This is a genomic window from Anaeromyxobacter sp. Red801 (genome assembly GCF_049201065.2).
Lineage (GTDB): Bacteria > Myxococcota > Myxococcia > Myxococcales > Anaeromyxobacteraceae > Anaeromyxobacter.
This window is the reverse complement of sequence record NZ_CM181236.1, coordinates 3722371-3743388: the sequence shown is the minus strand read 5'-3', so window position 1 is coordinate 3743388 and position 21018 is coordinate 3722371. Positions and strand designations below refer to the sequence as shown.

Sequence of the window (21018 nt, the reverse complement as noted above, 5' to 3'; positions counted from 1 at the left end):
GCGCGTCGTGGCCGCGGGCGAGGGAGCATGCGATTCGTGCCGCCCGCGCGCGACGGCCGGCGCACGAAGGGCACTCGTGCTAGATCCGCACGAATCATGCTCTCGCTCGCCTCGCTCCAGCTGTTCGCGGCCACGGTGGACGCCGGCAGCTTCGCCGCCGCCGCCCGCCGGCTGCGGCTCTCGCCGTCGGCCGTTAGCCGCCGCGTGGCGCAGCTCGAGCGCGCCCTGGGCGTGCCGCTGCTCGCGCGCACCACCCGCGCGCTCTCGCTGACGGACGATGGGCGCGCGTTCCACGACCGCTGCCAGCGCATCCTGGAGGAGCTCCGGGAGGCGGAGGACGCGATCGCGCGGAGCGCCGCCCGTCCCTCGGGGCTCCTGCGGGTGGACGCGCCGGTCGCGCTCGGACGCACCGTGATCGCCCCCACCCTGCCGCGGCTGCTGGAGCGGCACCCGGACCTGCGCATCGCGCTCACGCTGCGCAACACGTTCGTGGATCCGGTGGCGGAGGGGATCGACGTGACCGTGCGCATGGGGCGGCTGTCCGACTCGACGCTCATCGCGCGCCGGCTGGGCGAGCGCCGGATCCTGGCGTGCGCCGCGCCCGCCTACCTGCGCCGCCACGGCAGGCCGCGCGCGCCGCGCGACCTCGCCCGGCACGCCTGCCTGGGCTACCTGCACCAGGGGCGGCCGGACCCGTTCCGCTTCGTCGCCGGGGAGGGGACCTTCGACGTGGAGGTGGACGGGCCCTTCCACTCCGACGACGCCGAGGCGCTGCGCGACGCGGCCGTGGCCGGGACGGGGATCGTGGCGCTGTTCGACTTCGTGGTGGCGGGCGCGCTCGCGAGCGGCGCGCTGGTGCCGGTGCTCGAGGACCATCCGCTCGAGGCGCGCCCGGTGCACGCGCTGTACGCGCCCAACCGCCACCTGCTGCCCAAGGTGCGGGTGTTCCTCGATCACCTCTCGGAGGTGCTCGAGGGCAAGCGCCCGCGCGCGGGCCGGCGTCCGGCCGCGGGCTGAGTGCGGCTCAGGCGGCGCCGGGCGGCGCGCCGGCGGGCGCGTCCGCGACGGACGGCTTCCCGAACTCGCGCCGGTACATGTTGAGGACGGTCACGAGGAACGTCGCGACGAGCGGCCCGAGGATGAGGCCGATCCCGCCGAACACGGCGAGGCCGCCGATGAGCGCGAAGAACACCACGCCGCCGTGCAGCTCCATCCCGCCCTTGAGCAGGTACGGCCGGGCCACGTTGTCCACCAGCGACACCACCACCCCGCCCCAGATCGCGAGGAAGATCCCCGACACCGTGTGGCCGGTGGCGAGCTGCAGCACCGCGATGGCGAGCACCATGGCGGTCGCGCCCACCGCGGGGATGAGCGCCACCACCAGCGTGAGCACGGAGAGGAACACGGGGTTGGGCGCGCGCGCGATGAGGTAGCCGGCCAGCGCGGCGGCGGTCTGGATCCCGGCGGTCGCGGCGGTGGCGACGAGCACCGACAGGCTGGTGCGCCGGAACTCCTCGACGAGCGAGAGGAACTGGCCGGCGCGGAGCGGCACGCGCCCGTCCACCCACGCCACCAGCCGCTGCCCGTCCACCAGGAAGAAGAACAGCGCGATGAGCATCATCGCGGCCTGGAGCACGAACGTGCCGGTCGCGGCCAGCACCCCGCCCACCGCGGCGGCGGCCTGGCCGCCCTGGCCGGCGAGCTGCTGGAGCTGCCGCTGCGGGTCGCCGAGCGCGGCCACCGCGCGGTGCGCCAGCGCCTCGACCGGCCCGGGCAGGCGGCTCACCAGCCCCCACACGCCCTCGCTCTGCAGCGCGCTCCGGATCCACTGGATCCCGTCGATCGCCTCCGAGACCAGCACCGTGCCGAGCGCCGCCACCGGCACCACCAGCGCCACGAGCACGCCCACGGTGAGCAGCCCGGCCGCGAGCGAGCGCCGCCCGCGCAGCCGCCCCGAGAGCCACTCCATCCAGCGCCGCAGCGCGGCGGTGAGCACGGCCGCGAGGAAGAGCGCCACCCAGAACGGCTTCACCAGCCAGCCGGCGAGGAGCACCGCGAGCACCACCAGCACGAGCAGCAGGCGGCGGGCGTGCAGGTCGCTGTCGGGCGTTGCGGTCACCGGCTCCCCCTGGGCGCTCAGAAGTTCGCGAACACGTGCTGCGGCGGGATGCCGGCGCCCGCGAGGACCCGGCGCACGTCGTCCACCATGGCGGTCATCCCGCTCACGAACGCGACGGTCTCCTCCGGCGGCGTGCCGCCGAACGCGAGCGCGCGCGCCACCTCCTGCACCCGGCCGCGCACGCCGGGCCAGGCGTCGTCCTCGCCGGACGGGCAGAGCACGAGCCGCACGCCGCCGCGCTCCCAGGCGAGGTGCTCGGCGCGGTAGGCGAACTCGGCGCCGTGGCGCTGGCCGTAGAAGAGCGTCACGCGGCGGAACGCGTCGCGGTGCGCGAGCACGTGCTGCACCACCGCGCGGATCGGGGCGATGCCGGAGCCGGCCGCGAACAGGAGCACGTCGCGCCCGGCGGCCTCCTCGACCGGGAACCCCTTCCCGAACGGCTCGGTGATGGCGAGCGTCGCGCCGGGCGCGGCCGCGGCGATGGCGGCGTCGGCCACCTTGCCGCCCCGCTTCACGAGCAGATCCACCACCGCGTCGGGCGACGGCGCGCTCGCCAGCGCGAAGAAGCCCTCGCCGGCCGGCGTCCGGACCTTCACCACCTGTCCTGGCGCGCGGTGGGCGCGCGCCAGCGCGGGGGGCAGCGCCAGGCGGAGGCCGCGGAACGGCGCCGTCTCGTCCCAGGCGGCGAGGACGGACACCTCGGTGTAGATGGTCGGGCCGAGCATTCGCGCGAAACCTATCACCGAAGCGGCGTCACGGCGCGCTCCGCCGCGCCCGCTCGGCCGGGGCGTGCGGCCAGCCGGCCGCGCCCGCCGCAGGGAGGTCCGTGCGCCGCAGGCAGCCCTGCCGCAGCGACGCCAGCGGGTAGAACGTGCCGCGCCACACCACGCCCCCGCGCCACGCGGCCGCGGCGGCGCTGGCGAGCAGCACCGCCCCGAGCAGCACGGTGCAGGGCGGCATGAGCAGCCCCTCGGCGCCGACGCCGCCCGCCACCCGGCGGGCGGTGACGCCGAGCACGCCGGCGGACAGGGCGAGGGCGAGCGCGCCGAGCGCCCGGGCCGGGCCGCCGGGCGCGGCGAGCGCGAGGGCGAGCGGCGCCGCGCCCAGGAACACCGCCCACGCCGCCACCCCGAGCGCGCGGGCCACCCGGTACTCCGCGCCGGCGAACGCGTTCTTCACGAGGCCCAGCACGGATGGGACGAAGCCGTGCTGCCAGCGGACCGATACCAGCGCCCCGCCGTTCACGAGCCCCTGCGGCACGCCGCTGCGGCGCAGCAGCAGCCCCAGCTTCACGTCGTCCACCACCTCGAGCCGCAGCCGCGCGTGCCCGCCCACGGCCTCGTAGGCGTCGCGCCGGACCAGGTTGAACGCGCCCACCCCGGCGAACCCGCGCGTCCCGGCGCGCGGCAGCTCCCAGACCCGGAACGCCCCGGCCGCGAACGCCGCGAACGCCGCCACGAACGCGCGCTCCAGGGTGCCGGGGGCGACGAACCGCGGCGCGGCGGCGAGGTGGCCGAGCCCGAGCGCCTCGGCGTGGCCGACCGCCCGGCGCAGCGCGCCCGGCCCGAACACCACGTCGCCGTCGGTGAACAGCAGCCACTCGCCCCGCGCGCGCCGCGCCCCGGCGGCGCAGGCGTGGTTCTTCCCGAGCCAGCCTGCTGGCAGCTCGCGCACGTGCACCACGGTCAGGCGGGGCTCGGCCGCCGCGAGCCGGTCGAGGATCTCGCCGGTCGCGTCGCCGGAGCGATCGTCCACCGCCACCACCTCCAGGCCGGGCAGGTCCTGCGCGAGGAGCGACCGCACCGCCCGCTCGACGTGCGGGGCCTCGTCGCGGCACGGGACGACCACCGAGACCCGCGGCACCTCGCGCGGCAGGGGGAGGTCCTCGAGCCGGGCCAGCGCGCGATCGCTGCGGAGCCCGCTCCACGCCACCCGCGCCCACCCCGCGAGCGCCAGCGCCGCGAGCGCGAGGGCGAGCGCGCTCACGCGGCCGGCCCGCCGTCCGCGGCCGGCCCGCGATCCTGCGCCGGCGCGCGGGACCGGGCGCGCGCCGCGGCGGCCGGGAGATCGTCGAGGTCGAGGAGCCACCCGTCCCGCGCCGCCACGGTGGGCACCCCGGTGCGCCGCGAGATCTCGAGCGCCGCGGCGTCCGCCTTCCGCGGCGGGAGCTGCATGCCGAGGTGCGTGAGCACCGCGAGGCGCGGCCGCACCGCCGCCACCAGCCGCTCCGCGTCGTCGGCGCCGAGGTGCAGGTAGCGGCGGTCGCCGCCGCGCAGGCGGGTGGTGTTCACCAGCAGGAGCTCGACCCCGGCGTACGCCTCGGGCAGCGCGTCCATCCAGAACGTGTCCACCACGTGGCCGGCGCGGAGGCCGGGCGCGGAGAGCACGTACCCGTAGGTCTCGACGCCGTGGTCGTGCGCGACCGGCGTCTCCAGCGTCACCCCGGGCGCGAGCGCGTGCCGCGCGCCGGGCGCGAGCACGCCGACGCGGGCCGGGAACGCCTGCGCGTAGCGGAACACCACCGGCTCGGTCTCGAGCGCGTCGCGCGGCGCGAGCAGCGTGCCGCGCGGCGAGAACCCGCCGCGCGTCATGGCCTCCACCACCGCGGTGGCGTCGCCGGCGTGGTCGAGGTGGCGGTGCGTGATCACCAGCGCGTCCACCTTGGCCGGGTCGATCTTCGGCCGGGAGGAGAGCGCGCGCACCAGCGCGCCGGGGCCGGGGTCGACCCAGACCGTGGCGCCGTCGAGCGCCCAGACCAGCCCGCCGGAGTGGCGCAGCTGGGTGGACACGGCGAAGCGCGCGCCGGCGGTGCCGAGGAACTTGAGCGTGCGGTGGGCGGGCGCGGCCACGCCCGGATCATAAGCGCGCGGCGGCCGACGGGCACGCGCCGCCGCGTTCACGCTCAGAACGTGAGCAGCGAGTGGACCTTGGCGTGGCCGAGCTGGCGCGCGCCGTTCAGGAACGAGAGCTCGGCCAGGAACGCGTACCCGAGCAGCTCCGCGCCCTGCCGGGCCACCAGCCGCCCCGCCGCGGCGGCGGTGCCGCCGGTGGCGAGCACGTCGTCCACCACCAGCACGCGGTCGCCGGGCCCGATCGCGTCGATGTGCAGCTCCAGCGCGCCCTCGCCGTACTCCAGCGCGTAGACCTCGCGGACCGTCTCCCAGGGCAGCTTCCCCGGCTTGCGCACGATGGTGAAGCCGGCGCCGAGCGCGTAGGCGATGGGCGCCCCGAAGATGAAGCCGCGCGACTCGATCCCGATCACCTTGTCCACGCGCTCGCCCTTCCAGCGCCCGACGAAGGCGTCGATCACCTCGCGGAAGGTGTGCGGATCCGAGAGGACCGGCGTGATGTCCTTGAAGACGATCCCCTTCTTCGGGAAGTCGGGAACGTCGCGGATCCTGGCGCGGACGGCGTCCATCATGGGGGCGCACCTTACCACGGGATCCGCGCTGGCTTCAGGGGAGGAAGATCAGCGGGTTGCGCGGCCGCGTCCCCTCCCGCACCTCGAAGTGCAGGTGCGGGCCGGTGGTCCGGCCGGTCTGGCCCACGCGCGCGATGGGCTGGCCGCGGCCGACCCGCGCGCCCTCCTTCACCAGCACCTCGGAGTTGTGCGCGTACAGCGTCACCAGGCCGCCGTCGTGGCGCAGGATCACCACCGCGCCGTAGCCGGCCTGCTCGCCGGCGTAGATGACGCTGCCGTCCGCCGCGGCCAGCACCGGCGTCCCCTCCGGCGCCGCGATGTCGATGCCGTCGTGCCGCTGCCCGGCGCGGACGCCGTAGCGCCCGTACAGCACGCCCTTGAGCGGCCAGCCGAGGCGCGACGGGGCGCCCTGGCGGACGATCGGCGGCCCGTCGTCGGGCTCGCGCGGCGCGCCGCCACGATCTCGGCGCGGCCCGCGGCGGGGGCCCGCGCGGCCGGGGGCGCGGGCGCGGCCGAGGCGACGGCCGGGGACGGCCGCGCGGCCGGCGGCGCCGCGGGGGCTGGGCCGGCGGGCATGGGGCCGGGGTAGGGCGTCACCTCGGCGGGCGCGCTCGCGCCGGGCACGAACAGCTCGGTCCCGACCGCCACGTTGCGCGGGTCGGCGATGCCGTTCGTCTCCATCAGGTCGGCCGGGTCGATCCCGTAGGCGCGGGCGATCCGGTACAGCGTCTCGCCGCGCCGCACCACGTGGACGATGCCGGCCAGCGCCGGCTCGTCGTGGCCCGCCGGCGCCTGGAGCGGGATGGGCAGGGGCCGCGCCGCGGGCTCCGAGGGGCGGATCACCGGCGGCTTGGCGGGGCAGCCGGAGAGGAGCGCGAGCGCCGCGGCGGCGAGGGCCGCCCGGCGGATCACGGCACCGGCTCCTTGGCGTACCCGGGCACGGTCCAGCTCCGCAGCTCCTGGAACATCGGATCGTGCGTGACGTCGAGGTGGATCGGCGTCACCGCCGCGAGCCGCTCCAGCAGCACCGCGTTGCAGTCGGAGCCGGGGATGTCCTCGTTCTGCACGCGGCCCTCGCCGCCGATCCAGTAGTACTTGCGGCCGCGCGGGTCGATCTTCTCCACCACCTCGTTGCCGTACGTGCGCCGGCCGAGCCGCGTGAAGCGGTAGCCGCGCACCGGGCCGGGGGGGACGTTCACGTTGAGGAGCACGGGGGCGGGCGGCGGGCGCGCCACCACCTGCCGGGCCAGCGCGGCGGCGAACCGGGCCGCGTCGCGGAAGTCGTGCGGGGGCGGCGCGGCGAGCGACACGGCGACGGCGTTCACGCCGAGCAGCGCGCCCTCCATCGCCGCGGCCACCGTGCCGGAGTACAGCACGTCGTTGCCGAGGTTCGGGCCGTGGTTGACGCCCGAGACCACCACGTCCGGGCGGGCCTCGCGCAGCACCAGGTTGAGCCCCATGTACACGGCGTCGGTGGGCGTCCCGTCCACCGCGTACCAGCGCGGCCCGACCTCGAGGAGCCGCAGCGGCCGGTGCAGCGAGATGGCGTGCGAGGAGGCGGACTGCTCGCGATCCGGCGCCACCACCCAGACCTCGTCGCCGTGGAACGCCTCGGCGAGGGCCCTCAGGCCGGCCGCGTGGACGCCGTCGTCGTTGGAGAGCAGGACCCGCACGCGCGAGAATCTACCACCATCCCCGCGGGCCGCCAGGCGACGCGCCCGGCGATCTCCGCCGGGACCTTCCTCCGCCCGGCGGCGCGATCACCCGAGCCGATCGAGCTCCGCGGCGATGGCGCCGGCGAGGGCGCGCGCGGCGCTCACGGTGCGCGGCTCGACCTGCGCGAGCGCGCGCCGCACCGCGTGCTCCACCGTGCCGCTCTTCAGCGCGTTCAGCTCGCGCCCGCGCCGCGTGAGCCGCAGCAGCGCGCGCCGCGCGTCGCCCGGGTCGGCCACGCGCTCGATCAGCCCGCGCCCGGCGAGCCGCTTCAGCACGCCGGTGAGCGTGCTCGGGTGCAGGTGCAGGATCGCGGCGAGCTCGCCCGCCGAGATCCCCGGGAAGCGGCCGACGATCCGGATCACCAGCCGCTGCGGACCGGTGACCCCGTGGCGCGCCTCCATCCGCTTCGACGCCGACTGCAGCGCGTGGTCCATGGTCCAGAGCGCGCCCATGAACTCCAGCACCGGCCCGAGCTCCGTCCCGTCCGTCCGGTCCCGCTGCGCGGGCTCGCGCCCGCCCGCGCCGTTCCTCTGCGGCTTCCCACCCATGGCGTCAGTTTGTCCCGGCCGGGTCGTTCGTCCAAGCCGAAAGTCGCGCCCGGATGACCTGTTTGGGGTAGCCGCACCGGGCTCCATGTCGCCTTGTAGTCCTCGGAAGGGTGGTGTCGAATGCGGCGACTGGGTGCTCGTCGGGGGAGCGCACCATGGGCCATCGGAAGTCACCGCAGCCGGCCGCGCCGGACGCGTGGGAGTCCGAGCACGCTGCCCGCGAGGCCGCCGAGGCCGCCGCGGCGAGGATCGGGCGCCTGCAGGCGGTGACGGCAGCGCTGTCCCGGGCCCGCACGCCCGACGAGGTGGCGGACGTCGCGCTGCGGGAGGGCATCGCCGCGCTGGGCGGCTCCCACGGGTTCCTGCTCGTCCCCGGCAGCGGCGGCCTGCTCGACGTGCTCCGGTCGGCCGGCGTCCCGGAGCGCGTCGCGCGCGCGGCCGGCAGGCTCGACCACACCCCGGCCACCGAGGCGTGGCGCCGGGGAGCGCCGGTGCTGGTGGCGAGCGAGGCCGAGCTCGCCGCGCGCTATCCGATGGTGGCCGAGCTGCGCAAGCAGGTGTTGCCGCAGGGCGGCGCCCTCGCGGCCCTGCCGCTCCGCGTGCGCGACCGCGTGATCGGCGTGCTCGCGGTCTCGTTCCACGAGGAGCAGGCGTTCGCGCCGGAGGCGCGCGCGTTCGCCGAGGCGCTCGCGGACCAGGCGGCGCAGGCGCTCGACCGGGCCCGGCTGCTGGTCGCGGAGCGGGTGGCCCGCGCCGCGGCGGTGGCCGCGCAGCAGCGGCTCGCGTTCCTCGACGCGCTCGCGGCGCAGCTCGCGGACCGGCTGGACGAGGCCGAGCTGCTGGACGGCGTGGTGCGGACCGCCGTGCCGGCGCTGTGCGAGTTCGCGGCGGTGCTGCTCCCGGAGCCCGGGGGCGCGCTCGTGCCGGTGGCGCAGGCGGACGCGGCGGGGCTGGGGCCCGAGGCGCTGGCGCTGATCGCCGAGCGGCAGGCGGGGCTCGAGGCGGCGCTGTCCGGCGGGGCGCCGCTCGTGATCGGGCCGACCGAAGGGGGGCCCAGGCCCATGACGGTGGCGGCGGCGGGCCTGTCGGTGCAGGGCCGGAGCCTGGGCGCGCTCGTCGCGGCCAGCGCGGACCCCACCTTCTGCCGCGGGTCCGGCGACCTGGCGCTGCTCTCCGACGTGGCGCGGCGCACGGCGCTGGCGCTCGCGCACGCGCGGCTGTTCCGGGAGGTGCAGCGGGGGGCCGAGGCGCGGGAGGAGTTCCTGCACGTCGCCTCGCACGAGCTGCGCGGCCCGCTCGGCAACCTGCGCCTGGCCGTGGACCTGCTGGCGCGCGACCTGCGCGCGGAGCGGGGGAGCGCGCTCGACGGCCGGCTGCGCAAGGTGGCGCGGCAGGCCGAGCGGCTGGCGCGGCTCTCCGATCTCCTCCTCGACGTGTCGCGCATCTCCGCCGGGCGCATCCAGCTCCAGCCCGAGCCGGCCGACCTCGCCCAGCTCGCGCGCGACGCGGTGGCGCGTACGGCCGACGAGGCGGAGGAGGCGGACTGTCCGGTCGTGCTGGATGCGCCGGCCCCGGTGCCGTGCACCGTGGACGTCCAGCGCCTCGACCAGGTGATCACGAACCTGCTCTCGAACGCCATGAAGTACGGGCGGGGCGGCGAGGTGCGGGTGGTGGTCCGGGCCGGGGCGAGGGGAGGGCGGTGCTGGAGGTCGCCGACCAGGGGATCGGGATCGCGCCCGAGCACCACGTCCGCATCTTCGAGCGCTTCGAGCGCGCCGCCCCGGCGAGGCAGTACCCGGGGCTCGGGCTCGGGCTCTGGATCGTGCGCAAGCTGGTGGACGCGCACGGCGGGACGGTGCGCCTGGACAGCGCCCCGGCCCGGGGCGCCACCTTCACGGTCGAGCTGCCCCTCGACCGCGGCTGACGGCGCCACCCGCCGCCGGCAGGGAGGAGGCCGCGTGCCGCTCGCCATCGACTCGACCGCGTTCGCCCCGGGGGCTGCGATCCCCGCGCGCCACACCTGCGAGGGCGAGGACGTCTCCCCGCCGCTCCGCTTCTCCGGCGTGCCCGCCGCGGCCCGCGCGCTGGCGCTCGTGGTGGACGACCCCGACGCGCCGGATCCGGCCGCGCCGCGCACGGTGTGGTCGCACTGGATCCTCTACGACCTGCCCCCGGCCACCCCCGGCCTGGCGGAGGGCGTCGAGGCCGCGGCGCTGCCGCCCGGCGCGCGCGAGGGGCTGAACGACTGGAAGCGCACCGGCTACGGCGGGCCCTGCCCGCCCATCGGCCGGCACCGCTACTTCTTCACGCTCTACGCGCTCGACGCGCCGCTCGGCGACCTGGGCCGCCCCACCCGCGCGCGCGTGCTCGAGGCGCTCCGCGGGCACGTGCTCGAGCAGGCCCAGCTCATGGGCACGTACCAGAAGCGCGGGCGCTGACCGCTACATCCGGGCCCGGCCCAGCTCGTCCACCACCGTGGCGTGCTCCTCGCGCAGCCACTCGTCGGTGCGCAGCCGGACCGCGTCCTCGTGCGTGCCGCCGCGCATGACGATCCAGGGCTGCTGCGCGAGCGCCGCGTCCACGTAGATGGGCAGCCCGAACACGCCCAGCGGCGGCTCCGCGCCGGCCTCGCACGGCTCGAAGCGGCGCGCGAACGCGGCCTCCGGGACGAACCCGGCCTGCGCCGCGCCGCTCGCGGCCCGCAGCACGTCGAGGTCCACCACGCGGTCGGCGCCCACCACCGCGAGCGCCAGGGCGCCGTCGAGGCTCACCACCACCGTCTTCGCCACCCGCGTCCCGCTCACGTGCTCCGCGGCCGCGAGGCGCTGCGCCGCCACCGCGCGCAGGTGGGTGGTGTGCGCGCAGCCGGGGTGGTGCGCGCGCAGGTACCGGTCGATGCGCTCGGGGATCATGGCGTCCTCCTTCTCCGTCCGCGCTGACCCATATCCACCCCTCGGCCCCGGCGGGAGGCGCCCAGGTGGAACCCCACCCGCGGGCCAGGCGCCCGGCCGCGCTGCGACATGGCGCCGCGGCCCGGCGCCGGGATGCGCTACAGTCCGGAGGTGCCCCCGCCCGCCGATCCCGCCGGCGCGTTCGCGCCCGTGCTGCTGGTCCTCGCGGCCGCGCTCGCCGCGGCGGTGCTCGCCGGCGTCCGGACCGCCGGCGCCCGCGCCTTCGCCCAGCGCGCCGCCGGCGGGGCCGCTGGGGCGGCGGGGGCGATCGCGATCGCGCTCGCGGCGCAGGCGCTCGTCCCGCGCACCTCCGGCGACGCGCTCGTCGGGCTGTACCTGCTGCTCATCGGCCCGGGCCTGTCGGCGCTGGTGGCGGGCGGCGTGCTCGGGGTCGAGGTGCTGACCCGGCGCGGCGTCTCGGTGTTCGGCCTGGCGCGCACCGCGGCCGCGGCGTCGCTCTCGGCGCTCGCCTGGCTCCTCGGCTTCCCGACGCTGTTCGGCCGGCCGGCGTGGGTGGTGGCGGTCGGCTGGGGGCTGGCGCTCGCGGCGGTGGTGGCCGTCTCCGCGGCCGCGCACGGCCTCGGCAGCCGGCGGCGCGCCGGCGCCTCGCGCGCGCCCGGCTAGCCGATCCCCATCACCCGGTACGCCCAGCGGAACGCCTCGGGCGGCACGATCGTCTGCCAGAACCCGGTCGCCGCGGCGACCGCCCAGAACCCGACCATCACCCCGAGCGCCAGCGCCGGCACGAGCCAGGGCGAGAGCGTCCGCGCGCCCTTCCGCGTGACGCCCAGGCAGTCGCGCGTGGTGCACGCCGCGACGCACGACATGCAGCCGGTGCACTCGGTGGAGAGCACGCGGAGCTTGGTGTGGACCTGGATCTCGTTGGGGCAGGCCCGGGTGCAGGCGCGGCAGTCGTTGCAGGCGTCGGGGTCGCGGCGCACCGACACCGGCGAGAACCAGCTCACCACGCCGAGCAGCGCGCCGTACGGGCACAGGTACCGGCACCAGAAGTGCTTCACCACCAGCGACAGGGCCGCGAGGACGCCGACGACGCCGAGGAACGTGGCCGACGGGTGGAGGAGCAGCTCCAGCATCTTCGCGTCGGCGACGAGGTTGTACGGCGCCTGCATGAAGCCCTCGATGGCGGCGAGCGGCATCTGCACGAACACCGTCCAGACGAAGAAGCCGAGCAGGAGGTACTTCAGCGAGGCGAGCGGCAGGTCGAGCCAGCGGCACGGCCGGCCAGCCGCGGCGCCACAGGAGCTTGCGGCCGAGCCACTCGAACGCGCGCGAGATCGTGCCCACCGGGCACACCCAGGAGCAGAACGCCTTCCTGGCCACGAGCGCCGTGGTGAGCGCGGCGAGCAGGATGGTGAGGCCGGCCGGGTGGATCTCGTCCCAGTAGCGGGTGAGCAGGAAGCGCTTCAGCGAGACGAGCGCGGCGATGGGGAGGAACGCCTCGACCGACGGCGGGCGCGCCACGTCGATGGGCCCGCCCCCGCGGACCGCGTCGTAGAAGCGCAGGAACTGCCAGCCGACCAGCAGGAGGAACGCGAGGTAGCCGAGCTGCACCGCCCAGCGGATCCGGGGCAGGGCGCGCCACGGGTTGGTCCAGCGGGCGCCGCGCTCGGCGGCGGGTGGGGTCGGGGTCGGCAGCGCGGCGGGGAGGACGTCGAGCTTCGGGATCACGGGGAGCCTTGCGGTGCGGGAGCGGCGCGAACCTAACTCGCGCGCCCCCGCAGCACCATCGGGCGGGGGCTCGGCCGGTGCAACGCCCGGCGCCCCCGATGGATTCCCGCGCCCGGCTCGCGGCCGTCAGGCCGCGCGGGCCGCCTCCGAGGCCGCCGCCTCGACCCGCCGGACGCGCGCGAGCGCGTCCCAGGTGTACGCCGCCAGCGAGGCCCAGATGCAGCCGAAGGCGACGGCGTGGGTGCGGGTGAACGGCTCCCGGAACAGCGCCACCGCGAGCAGGAACTGGAGGGTGGGGGTGACGTACTGGACCAGGCCCATGGTCGAGAGGCGCAGGCTCCGGACGCCGATCGCGAACCAGACCAGCGGGACGGTGGTGACCGGGCCCGCCGCGACGAGCAGCGCCGTGCGCCAGCCGCCGTGGCCGAACGCGCCCTCGCCGCCGGCGCCGCGCAGCACCAGGTAGCCGAGCGCCACCGGGGCGAGCAGCGCGGTCTCGCCCAGGAGGCCGCCGATGGGATCGATGCCGGCGCGCTTGCGGAGCAGGCCGTACAGGCCGAACGAGAGCGCGAGGCTGAGCGGCAGCCAGGGCACCGTCCCGAGCCGCACCACCAGCACCGCCACGCCGGCGCCCGCCAGCGCCACCGCGAACGCCTGCACGCGCGAGAGGCGCTCGCGCAGGAACGCCATCCCGAGCAGCACGTTCACGAGCGGGTTCACGAAGTAGCCGAGGCTCGCCTCGAGCACGCGCCCCGCGTTCACCGCCCAGATGTAGATGAGCCAGTTCGCCGCGATGAGCACCGCGGTCACGACCAGCACGCCGCGCCGGCCGGGGCGGAGCGCCTCCCGGAGCTGGGCGGTCCGCCCGCCCAGGAAGACGATCCCGGCGAGCAGGACCACCGACCACAGCACCCGGTGCGCCAGGATCTCCGGGGCGGGGACGCCGTGCAGCGCCTTGAAGTACAGGGGGAACGCGCCCCACAGCAGGTAGGCGGCGAGCGCGTAGGCGAGGCCTCGGGACCGGGATTCCACGGGGCGGCATCCTAAAGGCGTGCGCGCCGAGGCGCACCGGATTCCCCCCTCCGGCCTGTCCGCCCGGCGGCCCCGAGGTTAGGATCCCCTCCGGACCTCCGGGAAAGAGGGGACGCGATGCCGAACGCGGACTGGAAGCGGATCTGCTGCCCCATCGACTTCTCCGATGCCTCGCGCGCGGCGATGGAGGTCGCCGCCGACCTGGCCCGGCGGAACGCGGGCTCGCTCACGCTCCTCCACGCCTACCCGGTGCCCGGCTACACGTTCCCCGACGGCTCGGTGGTGGCCAGCCCGAAGATGATGCAGGACCTGGCGGAGCAGGCGAAGCGCCACCTCGACGAGTGGCGCCGGGACGCCGAGGCGCTGGGCGCGCCGGCCGTGGACACCGCCACCGCGGTGGGCGAGCCGGCCACCGAGATCGTGTCCTGGGCGGCGGAGCAGCGCGCCGACGTGCTGGTGCTCGGCACGCACGGGCGCACCGGCCTGGAGCACGCGCTCATGGGCTCGATCGCGGAGCGGGTGGTGCGCCGCGCCCGCTGCCCGGTGATCACCGTGCACCCGCAGGGCCCGGCGAAGTAGGGGAGGGCGGCCGGACGGCGCCGCCCGGGGAGACGCATGGCCGACCTCGTCACCGAGTACATGGGGCTCGCGCTGCCGAGCCCGGTCGTGCTCGCCTCGTCCGCCCTGTCGAACCGGGTGGAGAACCTCCAGGCCGCGGAGGCGCACGGCGCGGGCGCGGTGGTGCTCCGCTCGCTGTTCGAGGAGCAGCTCGAGGCGCCCGGCGCGACCATCGCCGCGGCGCTCGACGGCGCGGCCTGGGCGAGCCCCGACGTGCGCGCGCACTTCCCGCCGCAGCGGGTCGGGCCGCACGAGTACCTGTCGCTCGTCGAGCGGGCCAAGCGCGCGCTCGAGGTCCCGGTCATCGCCAGCCTGAACGGCTCGGCCGCGGGCGGCTGGACCGAGTTCGCCCGCGACATCGAGCAGGCCGGGGCCGACGCGCTCGAGCTGAACCTGTACGCGGTGGAGGCGGACCCGGCGGTGAGCGCGGCGGAGGTGGAGGCGCGCTACCTCGACGCGGTCTCGGCGGTGCGCGAGGCGGTGACCATCCCGGTGGCGGTGAAGCTCTCGCCCTACTTCACCGCCCTCGCCCACTTCTGCGCGCGGCTCGACGCGCTCGGCGTGAACGGGATCGTCCTGTTCAACCGCTTCCTGCAGCCCGACCTGTCGCTGGAGCGCATGGCGGCGGTGCCCACCATGTCGCTCTCCACGCCGGCCGAGGCGCTCGTGCCGCTGCGCTGGATCGGGATCCTGCACGGCCGCGTGCGCGCGCACCTCGCCGCCACCACCGGCGTGCACGACGCGCTCGGCGCGGTGAAGCAGCTCCTGGCGGGCGCGCAGGTGGTGCAGGTCGCCTCGACGCTGGTGCGGCACGGGATCCCGCAGCTCGGCAAGATCGTGGCCGGCGTGGACGACTGGCTGGACCGCCGCGGCACCGGCACGGTGGACGAGATCCGCGGGCTGCTCTCGCAGCGCGCGGTGCAGGACCCGGGCGCCTACGAGCGCGCCCAGTACGTCCACCTCATCCTCTCGCAGAACATCTGACGCGCTCGCGCCCGGCCCCGCGTCCGTGGCACCATGCGCGCCACCATGCGCGCCCGCGAGCCCGCCCCCGAGCCCCCGCCTCCGCCCGCGCGCGGCCGGCACGGGCTCGCCGCCAGCTTCGGGTTCGCCTGGACCGGCCTCGCCGAGACCGCCATCCGCGACCGCAACCTCCGCATCCACCTCGCGCTCGGCGTGCTCGCCGCCGCGTTCGCGGCCGCCGCGCCCATCTCGCCCGGCGAGCGGGCGCTCCTGCTCGCGCTGGTGGCGCTCGTGCCCGCGGCGGAGGCGGCCAACTCGGCGCTCGAGGCGGCGGTGGACCTCGCCTCGCCCGGTCGCAGCGAGGGGGCGCGGATCGCGAAGGACGCCGCCGCCGGCGCGGTGCTGGCGCTCGCGGCCGGGAGCGTGCTCGCGTTCCTCGCCATCCTCCCGCCCGCGTGGCCGGCCCTGTGGGCCCGGGCCGCCGCGCTCGCGCCCGCCGCGGCCGGCGTGCTCGGCGCCGCCGCCGCCGCCGGGCTGCTCCCCGGCCCGCTGCCGGGCGGCCGCGGGCTCCGCGCCGCGCTCGCGCTGGGCGGCCTCGCCGGCCTGGTGCCGCTCGCGCGCGCGGCCGAGGGGCAGGCCGGCACGGCCGCCGCCGCGCTGCTCCTCGCGCTCGCCGCCGACGCCGCGCGCCGGCGCGCCCGCCGCTGAGGCCGTCAGCTCGGGTCCGGCTCCTCGCGGTCTGCCTGCGGGTCCGTCCGCGCGGGCAGCCGCCGGTCGTCCGGCGCGGGCGGGATCTGCGCCAGCGACCTGGCCTGCGCCTCCAGCTCGTCGTCGCCGTGCACCCGCTCGGCCTCGCGGTCGTCCTGGTCCTGGGTCCACGTGGTCGGCGCGGACGACAGCCCCTCCAGCGGCCGCTCGCCGTGCGTGTTCTCGGTCTCGAGGTCCTTCAGCTCCTGCTCGCGCCGCAGGCGCAGCTCGCGCTCGCGCTGGCGCTCGTCGGGATCCGCCATGGTGCCCTCCGCACCGACGGTGCTCACCGGCGAGCCTCCCCGCAGCGCGCCGGAGGCCCTGGGCCCGCGCCCTCCGCGCCCACCCGGGCGGGCGCGCGCCCCGTCGTTGACCCACCGTGAACGGCGCGATGCGCCGCACGGCCCCCACAGGGTCTATGAATCCGGCCCCGCCGTGGCTACCACTCCCCCACCGAAACGAGCGACGGCCCGGCGGCCGGCCTCGCGGCCTCCCGCCGGCCACGCATGCGTGCCCGTCCGGACGCGGCGCCTTCGCGAGCACGATCGATCACCCTCACCCGAAGAAGGAGAAGTGACATGGCCCAGCTGAAGGGAAGCAAGACCGAGCAGAACCTCAAGGACGCGTTCGCGGGTGAGTCGCAGGCCAACCGCCGCTACCTGTACTTCGCGAAGATCGCCGACGTGGAGGGCTACCCGGAGGTCGCCGCCAACTTCCGCGACACCGCCGAGGGCGAGACCGGCCACGCGCACGGCCACATGGACTTCCTGAAGCCGGTCGGCGATCCCGCCACCGGCCTCCCGATCGGCGACAGCGTCGCGAACCTGAAGGCCGCCATCGCCGGCGAGACCCACGAGTACACCGACATGTACCCGGGCATGGCGAAGACGGCGCGCGAGGAGGGCTTCGCGGAGGTCGCCGACTGGTTCGAGACGCTGGCGAAGGCGGAGAAGTCGCACGCCGGGCGCTTCGACAAGATGCTGAAGACGATCGCCTAGGCGGCGTCCGGGTCCGCCGGCCCCGCCGGCGATCCAGCTGCGACGACCCGATGCGCCCCCATTGGGGAGTGCATCGGGTCGTTTCGTCCTCACCGATCCCGCGGGAGACTCCGCGCCATGAGCACCCCGACGCAGGAAAAGACCGTCTCCTTCAAGCCCACCCCGGGCCTCTCCTACGATCCCACCGAGGAGCGCTACTGGGACCGCGCCGCGCTGGACGGCGAGGTGCTGCGGGCCTTCGAGATCTGCAACGGCTGCCGCATGTGCTTCAAGTACTGCGACAGCTTCCCGAAGCTCTTCACCTTCGTGGACGACCGGCACGACGGCGACGTCACCCGGGTCACCGAGGCCGAGACCCGCGAGGTGATGGACGCGTGCTTCCAGTGCAAGCTCTGCGAGGTGCAGTGCCCGTACACCCCGCGTGACGCGCACGAGTTCCAGCTCGACTTCCCGAAGCTGGTCCACCGCTACCGCGGCGTGCACCGGCGCGGGAAGGCGCCCACGCTGCGCCAGCGCGTGTTGAACGATCCCGACGCCGCCGGCAAGCTGGCGCGCCTCTCGCTCGGGATGGCGAACGTGGCGAACCGCGCCCGCCCGCTCCGCGTGCTGATGGAGAAGGTGGTCGGCGTGCACCGCGACAAGCTCCTGCCCGAGTTCGCCGCCGAGCCGTTCGACGCCTGGGCGGGAAGCACGGGCACGTGCAGGCCGAGCCGGGCGGCGAGGCGGTGCTGTTCCAGACCTGCTTCGTGCAGCACAACGAGCCCGACCTCGGGAAGGATGCGCTCTACGTGCTGAAGCGCAACGGCGTGGACGTGCGCGTTGTGAAGGGGCTGCTCTGCTGCGGGATGCCGGCCTGGGAGACGGGCGACCTCGAGTCGCTCCGCCGCTGGGCGCACCGCGATCTCGAGCTGCTCCTGCCGTACGTGGAGAAGGGCGCGAAGGTGCTGGTGGTGAACCCCACCTGCTCGATGATGATGCGCCGCGAGTGGCCGCACCTGCTGGAGGGCGAGGACCGGGCCCGCGCCGAGAAGCTCGCGCCGGCGGTGATGGACGTCTCGGAGTTCCTCTGGACCATCCGCAACGAGCCGCGCTTCGACGCGAGCTTCGCGTCGGCGCCCCCCGGCGGCAAGGTGGCGTACCACGCGCCCTGCCACCTGCGCGCGCAGGGGATCGGCTTCAAGGGGCGCGACCTGCTGCGGAAGATCCCGGGCGTCACGGTGGCCTCCACGGTGATGGAGTGCTGCGGGCACGACGGCACCTTCGCCATGACGGTGGAGGGGTTCGAGCCGTCGCAGCGGGTGGGCAGGAAGGCGTTCGACGGGATGAAGGCCGCCGAGGCCGAGGTGTGGGCCACCGACTGCCCGCTCGCGGCCGTGCAGTTCCAGCAGCACGCGGGCAAGAAGCCGCTGCACCCGATCACCCTGCTGGCGCGGGCCTACCGCGGCGAGGGCTTCGGGCCGAAGACGGGAGGCGAGCGATGAGGAGCGAGGGAGGAGAGCGATGAGGAAGGTCCGGCGCGAGGAGATCCTCGACCCGTCCACCTACGAGCGGTCGCGCGAGGAGGTCCGCGCCGCCGTGCTGCAGGCCAAGGCGCGGCGCCGCGTGCACGTGGGCGGCGTGCTCACGTTCCTCTTCGAGAACACGGCCACCATCCGCTACCAGATCCAGGAGATGGTGCGCGCGGAGAAGATCGCGCGCGAGGAGGACGTCCGGCACGAGCTCGACACGTACAACGAGCTGCTGGGCGGGCCGGGCGAGCTGGGCGTGTCGCTGCTCATCGAGATCGCCGAGCCGGAGGAGCGCGACCGGCGGCTGCGCGCGTGGCTGCAGCTGCCGGAGCACCTGTACCTGCTCCTCCCCTCCGGCGAGAAGGTGCGCGCCACCTACGACCCGCGGCAGGTCGGCACCGACCGGCTCTCGTCGGTGCAGTACCTGAAGTTCGACGTGCGGGGCGAGGCGCCGGTCGCGGTCGGGTGCGACCTGCCGGCCTTCACCGTGGAGACCCGCCTCGACGAGGGGCAGCGCGAGGCGCTCGCGGCCGACCTGAAGGCCGGCTGAGCGCGGCCAGCGGCCACACCCACCTGCATGTCCCCCCGTCGTGCGAGTTCCGCCGCCGAGGTGGGCGACGCAACATGGCGGGGTTCGCGCCGGGATCGCCGGGGGAGGGGCGCGAGCGGGGGGGGACGATGCGCACGCACCATCCGCCGTCGCGGGCATTCCGGCGGGCCGCGCCCGAGGGGCCGCGCTGGCTGCTCGGGACCGTCCCGGTGCCGCGCCTGCGGCCGGCCCTCGAGGCCGGTCGCGCGCCCGCCGCGTTGCCGCACGGCCGCGCCGCCGTTACGACGATCCGGAGCGGCGCGCTCCGCGCCGCCCGGAGGACTCCGATGCCCCGCGCTCCCCGCATCGCCCGCGCCCAGGCCGTCGCGCTCGCCCGCCCCGAGACGCTCGACCACCGCTGGACCGGGTGGCTCACGGCCGCCGTCGCCGTGGCGCTCCTGGCGGCGGGGCTGCTGGGCCTGTAGCCGCGGGGCGCTTCGCCCCGGCCGAGTTCCTCAGCGCAGGTCGCGCAGGGTCCGCGCGGCGAGCTGCCGCCGCAGCACCAGGAACAGCTCCGCGGTGGCGACCGCGTCGGTCAGCGCGTCGTGCTGGCCGTAGTCGGGCAGCCCGCGCTGCCGCCGCGCCGCGAGCAGGTTCAGCTCCGGCTCGATGGACGGCGCATCCGGGTCCACGAACCGCTGCCGCTTCGCGGCCTTGATGAGCAGCGCCACCGTGTCCACCACCGGCGGCTCCGGCCAGCGCCGGCCGCAGCGCCGGTAGGCGCGCTTCAGGAACGCCACGTCGAGCGAGGCCTGGTGCACGAGCAGCGCGCCCTCCCGCGCCCGCAGGTCCACGTCCGCCAGCACCGAGTCGAGCGACGGCGCCGTGGCCACGTCGTGCGGGACGAGCTGGTGCGCGCGGATCGAGCCCGGGTCGATGGCGGCGGCCGCCTCCGGCCGGATCAGGGTCGAGAACGACTCCCCCAAACGGACGCTGCCCTGGCGCACGGGCACCATGCCCACGGCCAGGATCGCGTCCCGGCGGGGGTCCAAGCCGCCGGTTTCCAGGTCGAGGGCCCAGTAGACGACGGTGTCCCACGAAGGGGAGGGCCAGAACACGCGGTCGTTTCCTAGCATGAGGCGCTATCGGGTGGCAGCATGTAGGCGCTTGCACGACGTCACCTACCACACCCTAGCTCCGCACACCTTCCTGGCCGCCCCGGGCCGGGGCGTCGCGCCGGGGTCCCGCCGATGAGCGCCGTCGCCTGGCAGTACGGTCCCGAGGGCGTCGAGGCAGAGCTCCACGGTCTCGTCCCGCCGGAGGTGGACCCTACCCCGGCCGCCCCCATCCCGTTCGACCTGCACGCCGTCGAGACGCGCCCGCGCATGCCGCGGCCGCTCGACCTGGACGAGATCCGCCGCGTGCTCGACGACGGCCGCTTCTGGACCGAGTACCAGGCCATCGTGCACTGCCGCACCGGGCGCACCGTCGCGTTCGAGGCGCTGGCCCGCTTCCGCCACCGCAGCGGCCGGCCCATCCCGCCGGACCGCGTGTTCCCGCTGCTGCGCGACGAGCCGGCGCTCCTGCTCCGCGCCGAGCTGACGCTGAAGCTGCACCAGGTCGAGCACGCGCCCCGCGCGCCGGTGTTCGTGAACCTCGACCCCGACTCCTGGACCCGCGCCGGCGATCGCCACCAGAACCCGTTCCTGGCGCTGTTCGGCTCGGCGCCGAACAAGGTGGTGGTGGAGGTGACCGAGGCGCTGGCCCGCACCGAGGCGCTCGCGGCGCGCGACATGCTCGCGTCGCTCCGCTCGCGCCACGTCACCGTGGCGCTCGACGACGTCGGCGCGGTGGACGGCCTGCTCTCGTTCGAGGCGATGACGGAGGCCGAGGTGCTGAAGTTCGATCGCTCGCTCATCCCGCGCTTCCAGAACCCGCGCTACCGCGCGCTGGTGGAGGCGCTCACGCGCATGGCGCGCGAGGTCGGCGCGCACACCGTGCTCGAGGGCGTCGAGACCACCGCCGAGTTCGTGCTGGCGCGCGACCTCGGGTTCGACCTCGTGCAGGGCTTCCTGTTCAAGGACCGCGCGCGGGTGGCGGGGCGGTAGGCGCCATGGGCCCCGCGCCCCTTCGACGGGCTCAGGGTCGGCGGGGCGCAGCCCCGTGCGCGCGGCGCAGC

At 76.3% G+C, this 21018-nt stretch carries 25 protein-coding genes and 2 pseudogenes; 14 read left to right on the top strand and 13 right to left on the bottom strand.

Annotated features, from left to right (window positions below; translation table 11 throughout):
* Nucleotides 1-96: 96 nt before the first annotated feature.
* Complete coding sequence (locus ACOQFB_RS17255) at nt 97-1017, top strand: LysR family transcriptional regulator (RefSeq protein WP_421609777.1); 921 nt, start codon at nt 97-99, stop codon at nt 1015-1017.
* Between the two features lie 7 nt (nt 1018-1024).
* Here the strand turns inward: ACOQFB_RS17255 and ACOQFB_RS17250 are convergent, their stop codons facing one another.
* The 8 genes from ACOQFB_RS17250 to ACOQFB_RS17215 all read right to left on the bottom strand — a co-directional run bounded on the left by ACOQFB_RS17250 (nt 1025) and on the right by ACOQFB_RS17215 (nt 7804).
* Entirely contained in the window at nt 1025-2119 is a 1095-nt protein-coding gene (locus ACOQFB_RS17250; RefSeq protein WP_421609778.1) for an AI-2E family transporter, read from the bottom strand.
* A 17-nt stretch (nt 2120-2136) separates the two neighbouring features.
* Nucleotides 2137-2844, bottom strand: a complete 708-nt coding sequence (locus tag ACOQFB_RS17245) for a ferredoxin reductase domain-containing protein (protein WP_421609779.1) — start codon at nt 2842-2844, stop codon at nt 2137-2139.
* 28 nt (nt 2845-2872) lie between these two features.
* Nucleotides 2873-4105, bottom strand: a complete 1233-nt coding sequence (locus tag ACOQFB_RS17240; RefSeq protein WP_421609780.1) for a glycosyltransferase family 2 protein — start codon at nt 4103-4105, stop codon at nt 2873-2875.
* The gene (locus ACOQFB_RS17235) at nt 4102-4968 is read right to left on the bottom strand and encodes an MBL fold metallo-hydrolase (RefSeq protein ID WP_059439599.1); all 867 of its coding nucleotides are present in this window, start codon (nt 4966-4968) and stop codon (nt 4102-4104) included. The genes ACOQFB_RS17240 and ACOQFB_RS17235 overlap by 4 nt, the downstream gene beginning before the upstream one ends.
* 53 nt (nt 4969-5021) lie before the next feature.
* Entirely contained in the window at nt 5022-5540 is a 519-nt protein-coding gene (locus tag ACOQFB_RS17230; protein ID WP_059439600.1) for an adenine phosphoribosyltransferase, read from the bottom strand.
* Nucleotides 5541-5574: 34 nt separating this feature from the next.
* The gene (locus tag ACOQFB_RS17225; protein WP_494492292.1) at nt 5575-5913 is read right to left on the bottom strand and encodes a peptidoglycan DD-metalloendopeptidase family protein; all 339 of its coding nucleotides are present in this window, start codon (nt 5911-5913) and stop codon (nt 5575-5577) included.
* Nucleotides 5914-6448: 535 nt separating this feature from the next.
* The gene (surE, locus tag ACOQFB_RS17220) at nt 6449-7213 is read right to left on the bottom strand and encodes a 5'/3'-nucleotidase SurE (protein WP_059439044.1); all 765 of its coding nucleotides are present in this window, start codon (nt 7211-7213) and stop codon (nt 6449-6451) included.
* Between the two features lie 87 nt (nt 7214-7300).
* On the bottom strand, nt 7301-7804 hold the full coding sequence (locus ACOQFB_RS17215; RefSeq protein WP_059439045.1) for a MarR family winged helix-turn-helix transcriptional regulator: 504 nt from the start codon (nt 7802-7804) through the stop codon (nt 7301-7303).
* 155 nt (nt 7805-7959) lie between these two features.
* Between ACOQFB_RS17215 and ACOQFB_RS17210 the strand changes: the two are divergent.
* The 3 genes and pseudogenes from ACOQFB_RS17210 to ACOQFB_RS17200 all read left to right on the top strand — a co-directional run.
* Nucleotides 7960-9198, top strand: a pseudogene (locus ACOQFB_RS17210) (GAF domain-containing protein); the annotation flags it as partial.
* Between the two features lie 185 nt (nt 9199-9383).
* Nucleotides 9384-9728, top strand: a complete 345-nt coding sequence (locus tag ACOQFB_RS17205; RefSeq protein WP_494492587.1) for an ATP-binding protein — start codon at nt 9384-9386, stop codon at nt 9726-9728.
* Nucleotides 9729-9762: 34 nt separating this feature from the next.
* Nucleotides 9763-10242, top strand: coding sequence for a YbhB/YbcL family Raf kinase inhibitor-like protein (locus ACOQFB_RS17200; protein ID WP_421609782.1), 480 nt, complete (start codon nt 9763-9765; stop codon nt 10240-10242).
* Between the two features lie 3 nt (nt 10243-10245).
* On the opposite strand, the pseudogene ACOQFB_RS17195 reads toward ACOQFB_RS17200, so the two are convergent.
* Nucleotides 10246-10578 (bottom strand): annotated as a pseudogene (locus tag ACOQFB_RS17195) (aminoacyl-tRNA deacylase); the annotation flags it as partial.
* 288 nt (nt 10579-10866) lie between these two features.
* Here ACOQFB_RS17195 and ACOQFB_RS17190 point away from each other — a divergent pair.
* Nucleotides 10867-11379 (top strand): hypothetical protein, encoded by a 513-nt coding sequence (locus ACOQFB_RS17190; protein WP_237758155.1) that lies wholly within the window; start codon nt 10867-10869, stop codon nt 11377-11379.
* Here ACOQFB_RS17190 and ACOQFB_RS17185 read toward each other — a convergent pair.
* On the bottom strand, nt 11376-11924 hold the full coding sequence (locus tag ACOQFB_RS17185; protein WP_494492291.1) for a 4Fe-4S dicluster domain-containing protein: 549 nt from the start codon (nt 11922-11924) through the stop codon (nt 11376-11378). The genes ACOQFB_RS17190 and ACOQFB_RS17185 overlap by 4 nt on opposite strands.
* A gap of 646 nt (nt 11925-12570) precedes the next feature.
* On the bottom strand, nt 12571-13476 hold the full coding sequence (gene rarD / locus ACOQFB_RS17180) for an EamA family transporter RarD (protein ID WP_059439050.1): 906 nt from the start codon (nt 13474-13476) through the stop codon (nt 12571-12573).
* Nucleotides 13477-13593: 117 nt separating this feature from the next.
* Between rarD and ACOQFB_RS17175 the strand changes: the two genes are divergently transcribed.
* Genes ACOQFB_RS17175 through ACOQFB_RS17165 form a run of 3 tightly spaced genes read left to right on the top strand, consistent with a single transcriptional unit; the run spans nt 13594 to nt 15765 of the window.
* Nucleotides 13594-14055 (top strand): universal stress protein, encoded by a 462-nt coding sequence (locus tag ACOQFB_RS17175; protein WP_059439051.1) that lies wholly within the window; start codon nt 13594-13596, stop codon nt 14053-14055.
* 36 nt (nt 14056-14091) lie between these two features.
* Complete coding sequence (locus tag ACOQFB_RS17170) at nt 14092-15078, top strand: dihydroorotate dehydrogenase-like protein (protein ID WP_059439052.1); 987 nt, start codon at nt 14092-14094, stop codon at nt 15076-15078.
* 45 nt (nt 15079-15123) lie between these two features.
* Nucleotides 15124-15765: a diacylglycerol kinase gene (locus tag ACOQFB_RS17165; RefSeq protein ID WP_421609783.1), complete on the top strand. Its 642-nt coding sequence runs from the start codon at nt 15124-15126 to the stop codon at nt 15763-15765.
* Nucleotides 15766-15770: 5 nt separating this feature from the next.
* Here the strand turns inward: ACOQFB_RS17165 and ACOQFB_RS17160 are convergent, their stop codons facing one another.
* Entirely contained in the window at nt 15771-16094 is a 324-nt protein-coding gene (locus ACOQFB_RS17160; protein ID WP_237758167.1) for a hypothetical protein, read from the bottom strand.
* A 288-nt stretch (nt 16095-16382) separates the two neighbouring features.
* Between ACOQFB_RS17160 and ACOQFB_RS17155 the strand changes: the two genes are divergently transcribed.
* The 5 genes from ACOQFB_RS17155 (at nt 16383) to ACOQFB_RS17135 (ending at nt 19324) form a co-directional block, all read left to right on the top strand.
* Nucleotides 16383-16802, top strand: coding sequence for a rubrerythrin family protein (locus ACOQFB_RS17155; protein ID WP_011419823.1), 420 nt, complete (start codon nt 16383-16385; stop codon nt 16800-16802).
* A 117-nt stretch (nt 16803-16919) separates the two neighbouring features.
* Complete coding sequence (locus ACOQFB_RS17150) at nt 16920-17597, top strand: 4Fe-4S dicluster domain-containing protein (protein WP_494492290.1); 678 nt, start codon at nt 16920-16922, stop codon at nt 17595-17597.
* On the top strand, nt 17501-18283 hold the full coding sequence (locus tag ACOQFB_RS17145) for a heterodisulfide reductase-related iron-sulfur binding cluster (RefSeq protein WP_494492289.1): 783 nt from the start codon (nt 17501-17503) through the stop codon (nt 18281-18283). The genes ACOQFB_RS17150 and ACOQFB_RS17145 overlap by 97 nt, the downstream gene beginning before the upstream one ends.
* 19 nt (nt 18284-18302) lie before the next feature.
* Nucleotides 18303-18860 carry a DUF3501 family protein gene (locus ACOQFB_RS17140; protein WP_059439175.1) on the top strand — a complete coding sequence of 186 codons (558 nt, stop codon included), beginning with the start codon at nt 18303-18305 and terminating at the stop codon, nt 18858-18860.
* 326 nt (nt 18861-19186) lie between these two features.
* Nucleotides 19187-19324 (top strand): hypothetical protein, encoded by a 138-nt coding sequence (locus ACOQFB_RS17135; RefSeq protein WP_193388391.1) that lies wholly within the window; start codon nt 19187-19189, stop codon nt 19322-19324.
* A 30-nt stretch (nt 19325-19354) separates the two neighbouring features.
* On the opposite strand, the gene ACOQFB_RS17130 is transcribed toward ACOQFB_RS17135, so the two are convergent.
* Nucleotides 19355-19975, bottom strand: a complete 621-nt coding sequence (locus ACOQFB_RS17130) for a 3'-5' exonuclease (RefSeq protein WP_059439174.1) — start codon at nt 19973-19975, stop codon at nt 19355-19357.
* 114 nt (nt 19976-20089) lie between these two features.
* On the opposite strand from ACOQFB_RS17130, the gene ACOQFB_RS17125 reads away from it, so the two are divergent.
* The gene (locus ACOQFB_RS17125; protein WP_059439173.1) at nt 20090-20947 is read left to right on the top strand and encodes an EAL domain-containing protein; all 858 of its coding nucleotides are present in this window, start codon (nt 20090-20092) and stop codon (nt 20945-20947) included.
* Nucleotides 20948-21018 lie beyond the last annotated feature (71 nt).

Bases quoted from the DNA above. Each gene is read 5' to 3' on its own strand.
- ACOQFB_RS17255 (WP_421609777.1), top strand. From the start codon at position 97: ATGCTCTCGCTCGCCTCGCTCCAGCTGTTCGCGGCCACGGTGGACGCC.
- ACOQFB_RS17245 (WP_421609779.1), bottom strand. From the start codon at position 2,844: ATGCTCGGCCCGACCATCTACACCGAGGTGTCCGTCCTCGCCGCCTGG.
- ACOQFB_RS17230 (WP_059439600.1), bottom strand. From the start codon at position 5,540: ATGATGGACGCCGTCCGCGCCAGGATCCGCGACGTTCCCGACTTCCCG.
- ACOQFB_RS17215 (WP_059439045.1), bottom strand. From the start codon at position 7,804: ATGGGTGGGAAGCCGCAGAGGAACGGCGCGGGCGGGCGCGAGCCCGCG.
- ACOQFB_RS17175 (WP_059439051.1), top strand. From the start codon at position 13,594: ATGCCGAACGCGGACTGGAAGCGGATCTGCTGCCCCATCGACTTCTCC.
- ACOQFB_RS17170 (WP_059439052.1), top strand. From the start codon at position 14,092: ATGGCCGACCTCGTCACCGAGTACATGGGGCTCGCGCTGCCGAGCCCG.
- ACOQFB_RS17165 (WP_421609783.1), top strand. From the start codon at position 15,124: ATGCGCGCCCGCGAGCCCGCCCCCGAGCCCCCGCCTCCGCCCGCGCGC.
- ACOQFB_RS17155 (WP_011419823.1), top strand. From the start codon at position 16,383: ATGGCCCAGCTGAAGGGAAGCAAGACCGAGCAGAACCTCAAGGACGCG.
- ACOQFB_RS17150 (WP_494492290.1), top strand. From the start codon at position 16,920: ATGAGCACCCCGACGCAGGAAAAGACCGTCTCCTTCAAGCCCACCCCG.
- ACOQFB_RS17140 (WP_059439175.1), top strand. From the start codon at position 18,303: ATGAGGAAGGTCCGGCGCGAGGAGATCCTCGACCCGTCCACCTACGAG.
- ACOQFB_RS17135 (WP_193388391.1), top strand. From the start codon at position 19,187: ATGCCCCGCGCTCCCCGCATCGCCCGCGCCCAGGCCGTCGCGCTCGCC.
- ACOQFB_RS17130 (WP_059439174.1), bottom strand. From the start codon at position 19,975: ATGCTAGGAAACGACCGCGTGTTCTGGCCCTCCCCTTCGTGGGACACC.
- ACOQFB_RS17125 (WP_059439173.1), top strand. From the start codon at position 20,090: ATGAGCGCCGTCGCCTGGCAGTACGGTCCCGAGGGCGTCGAGGCAGAG.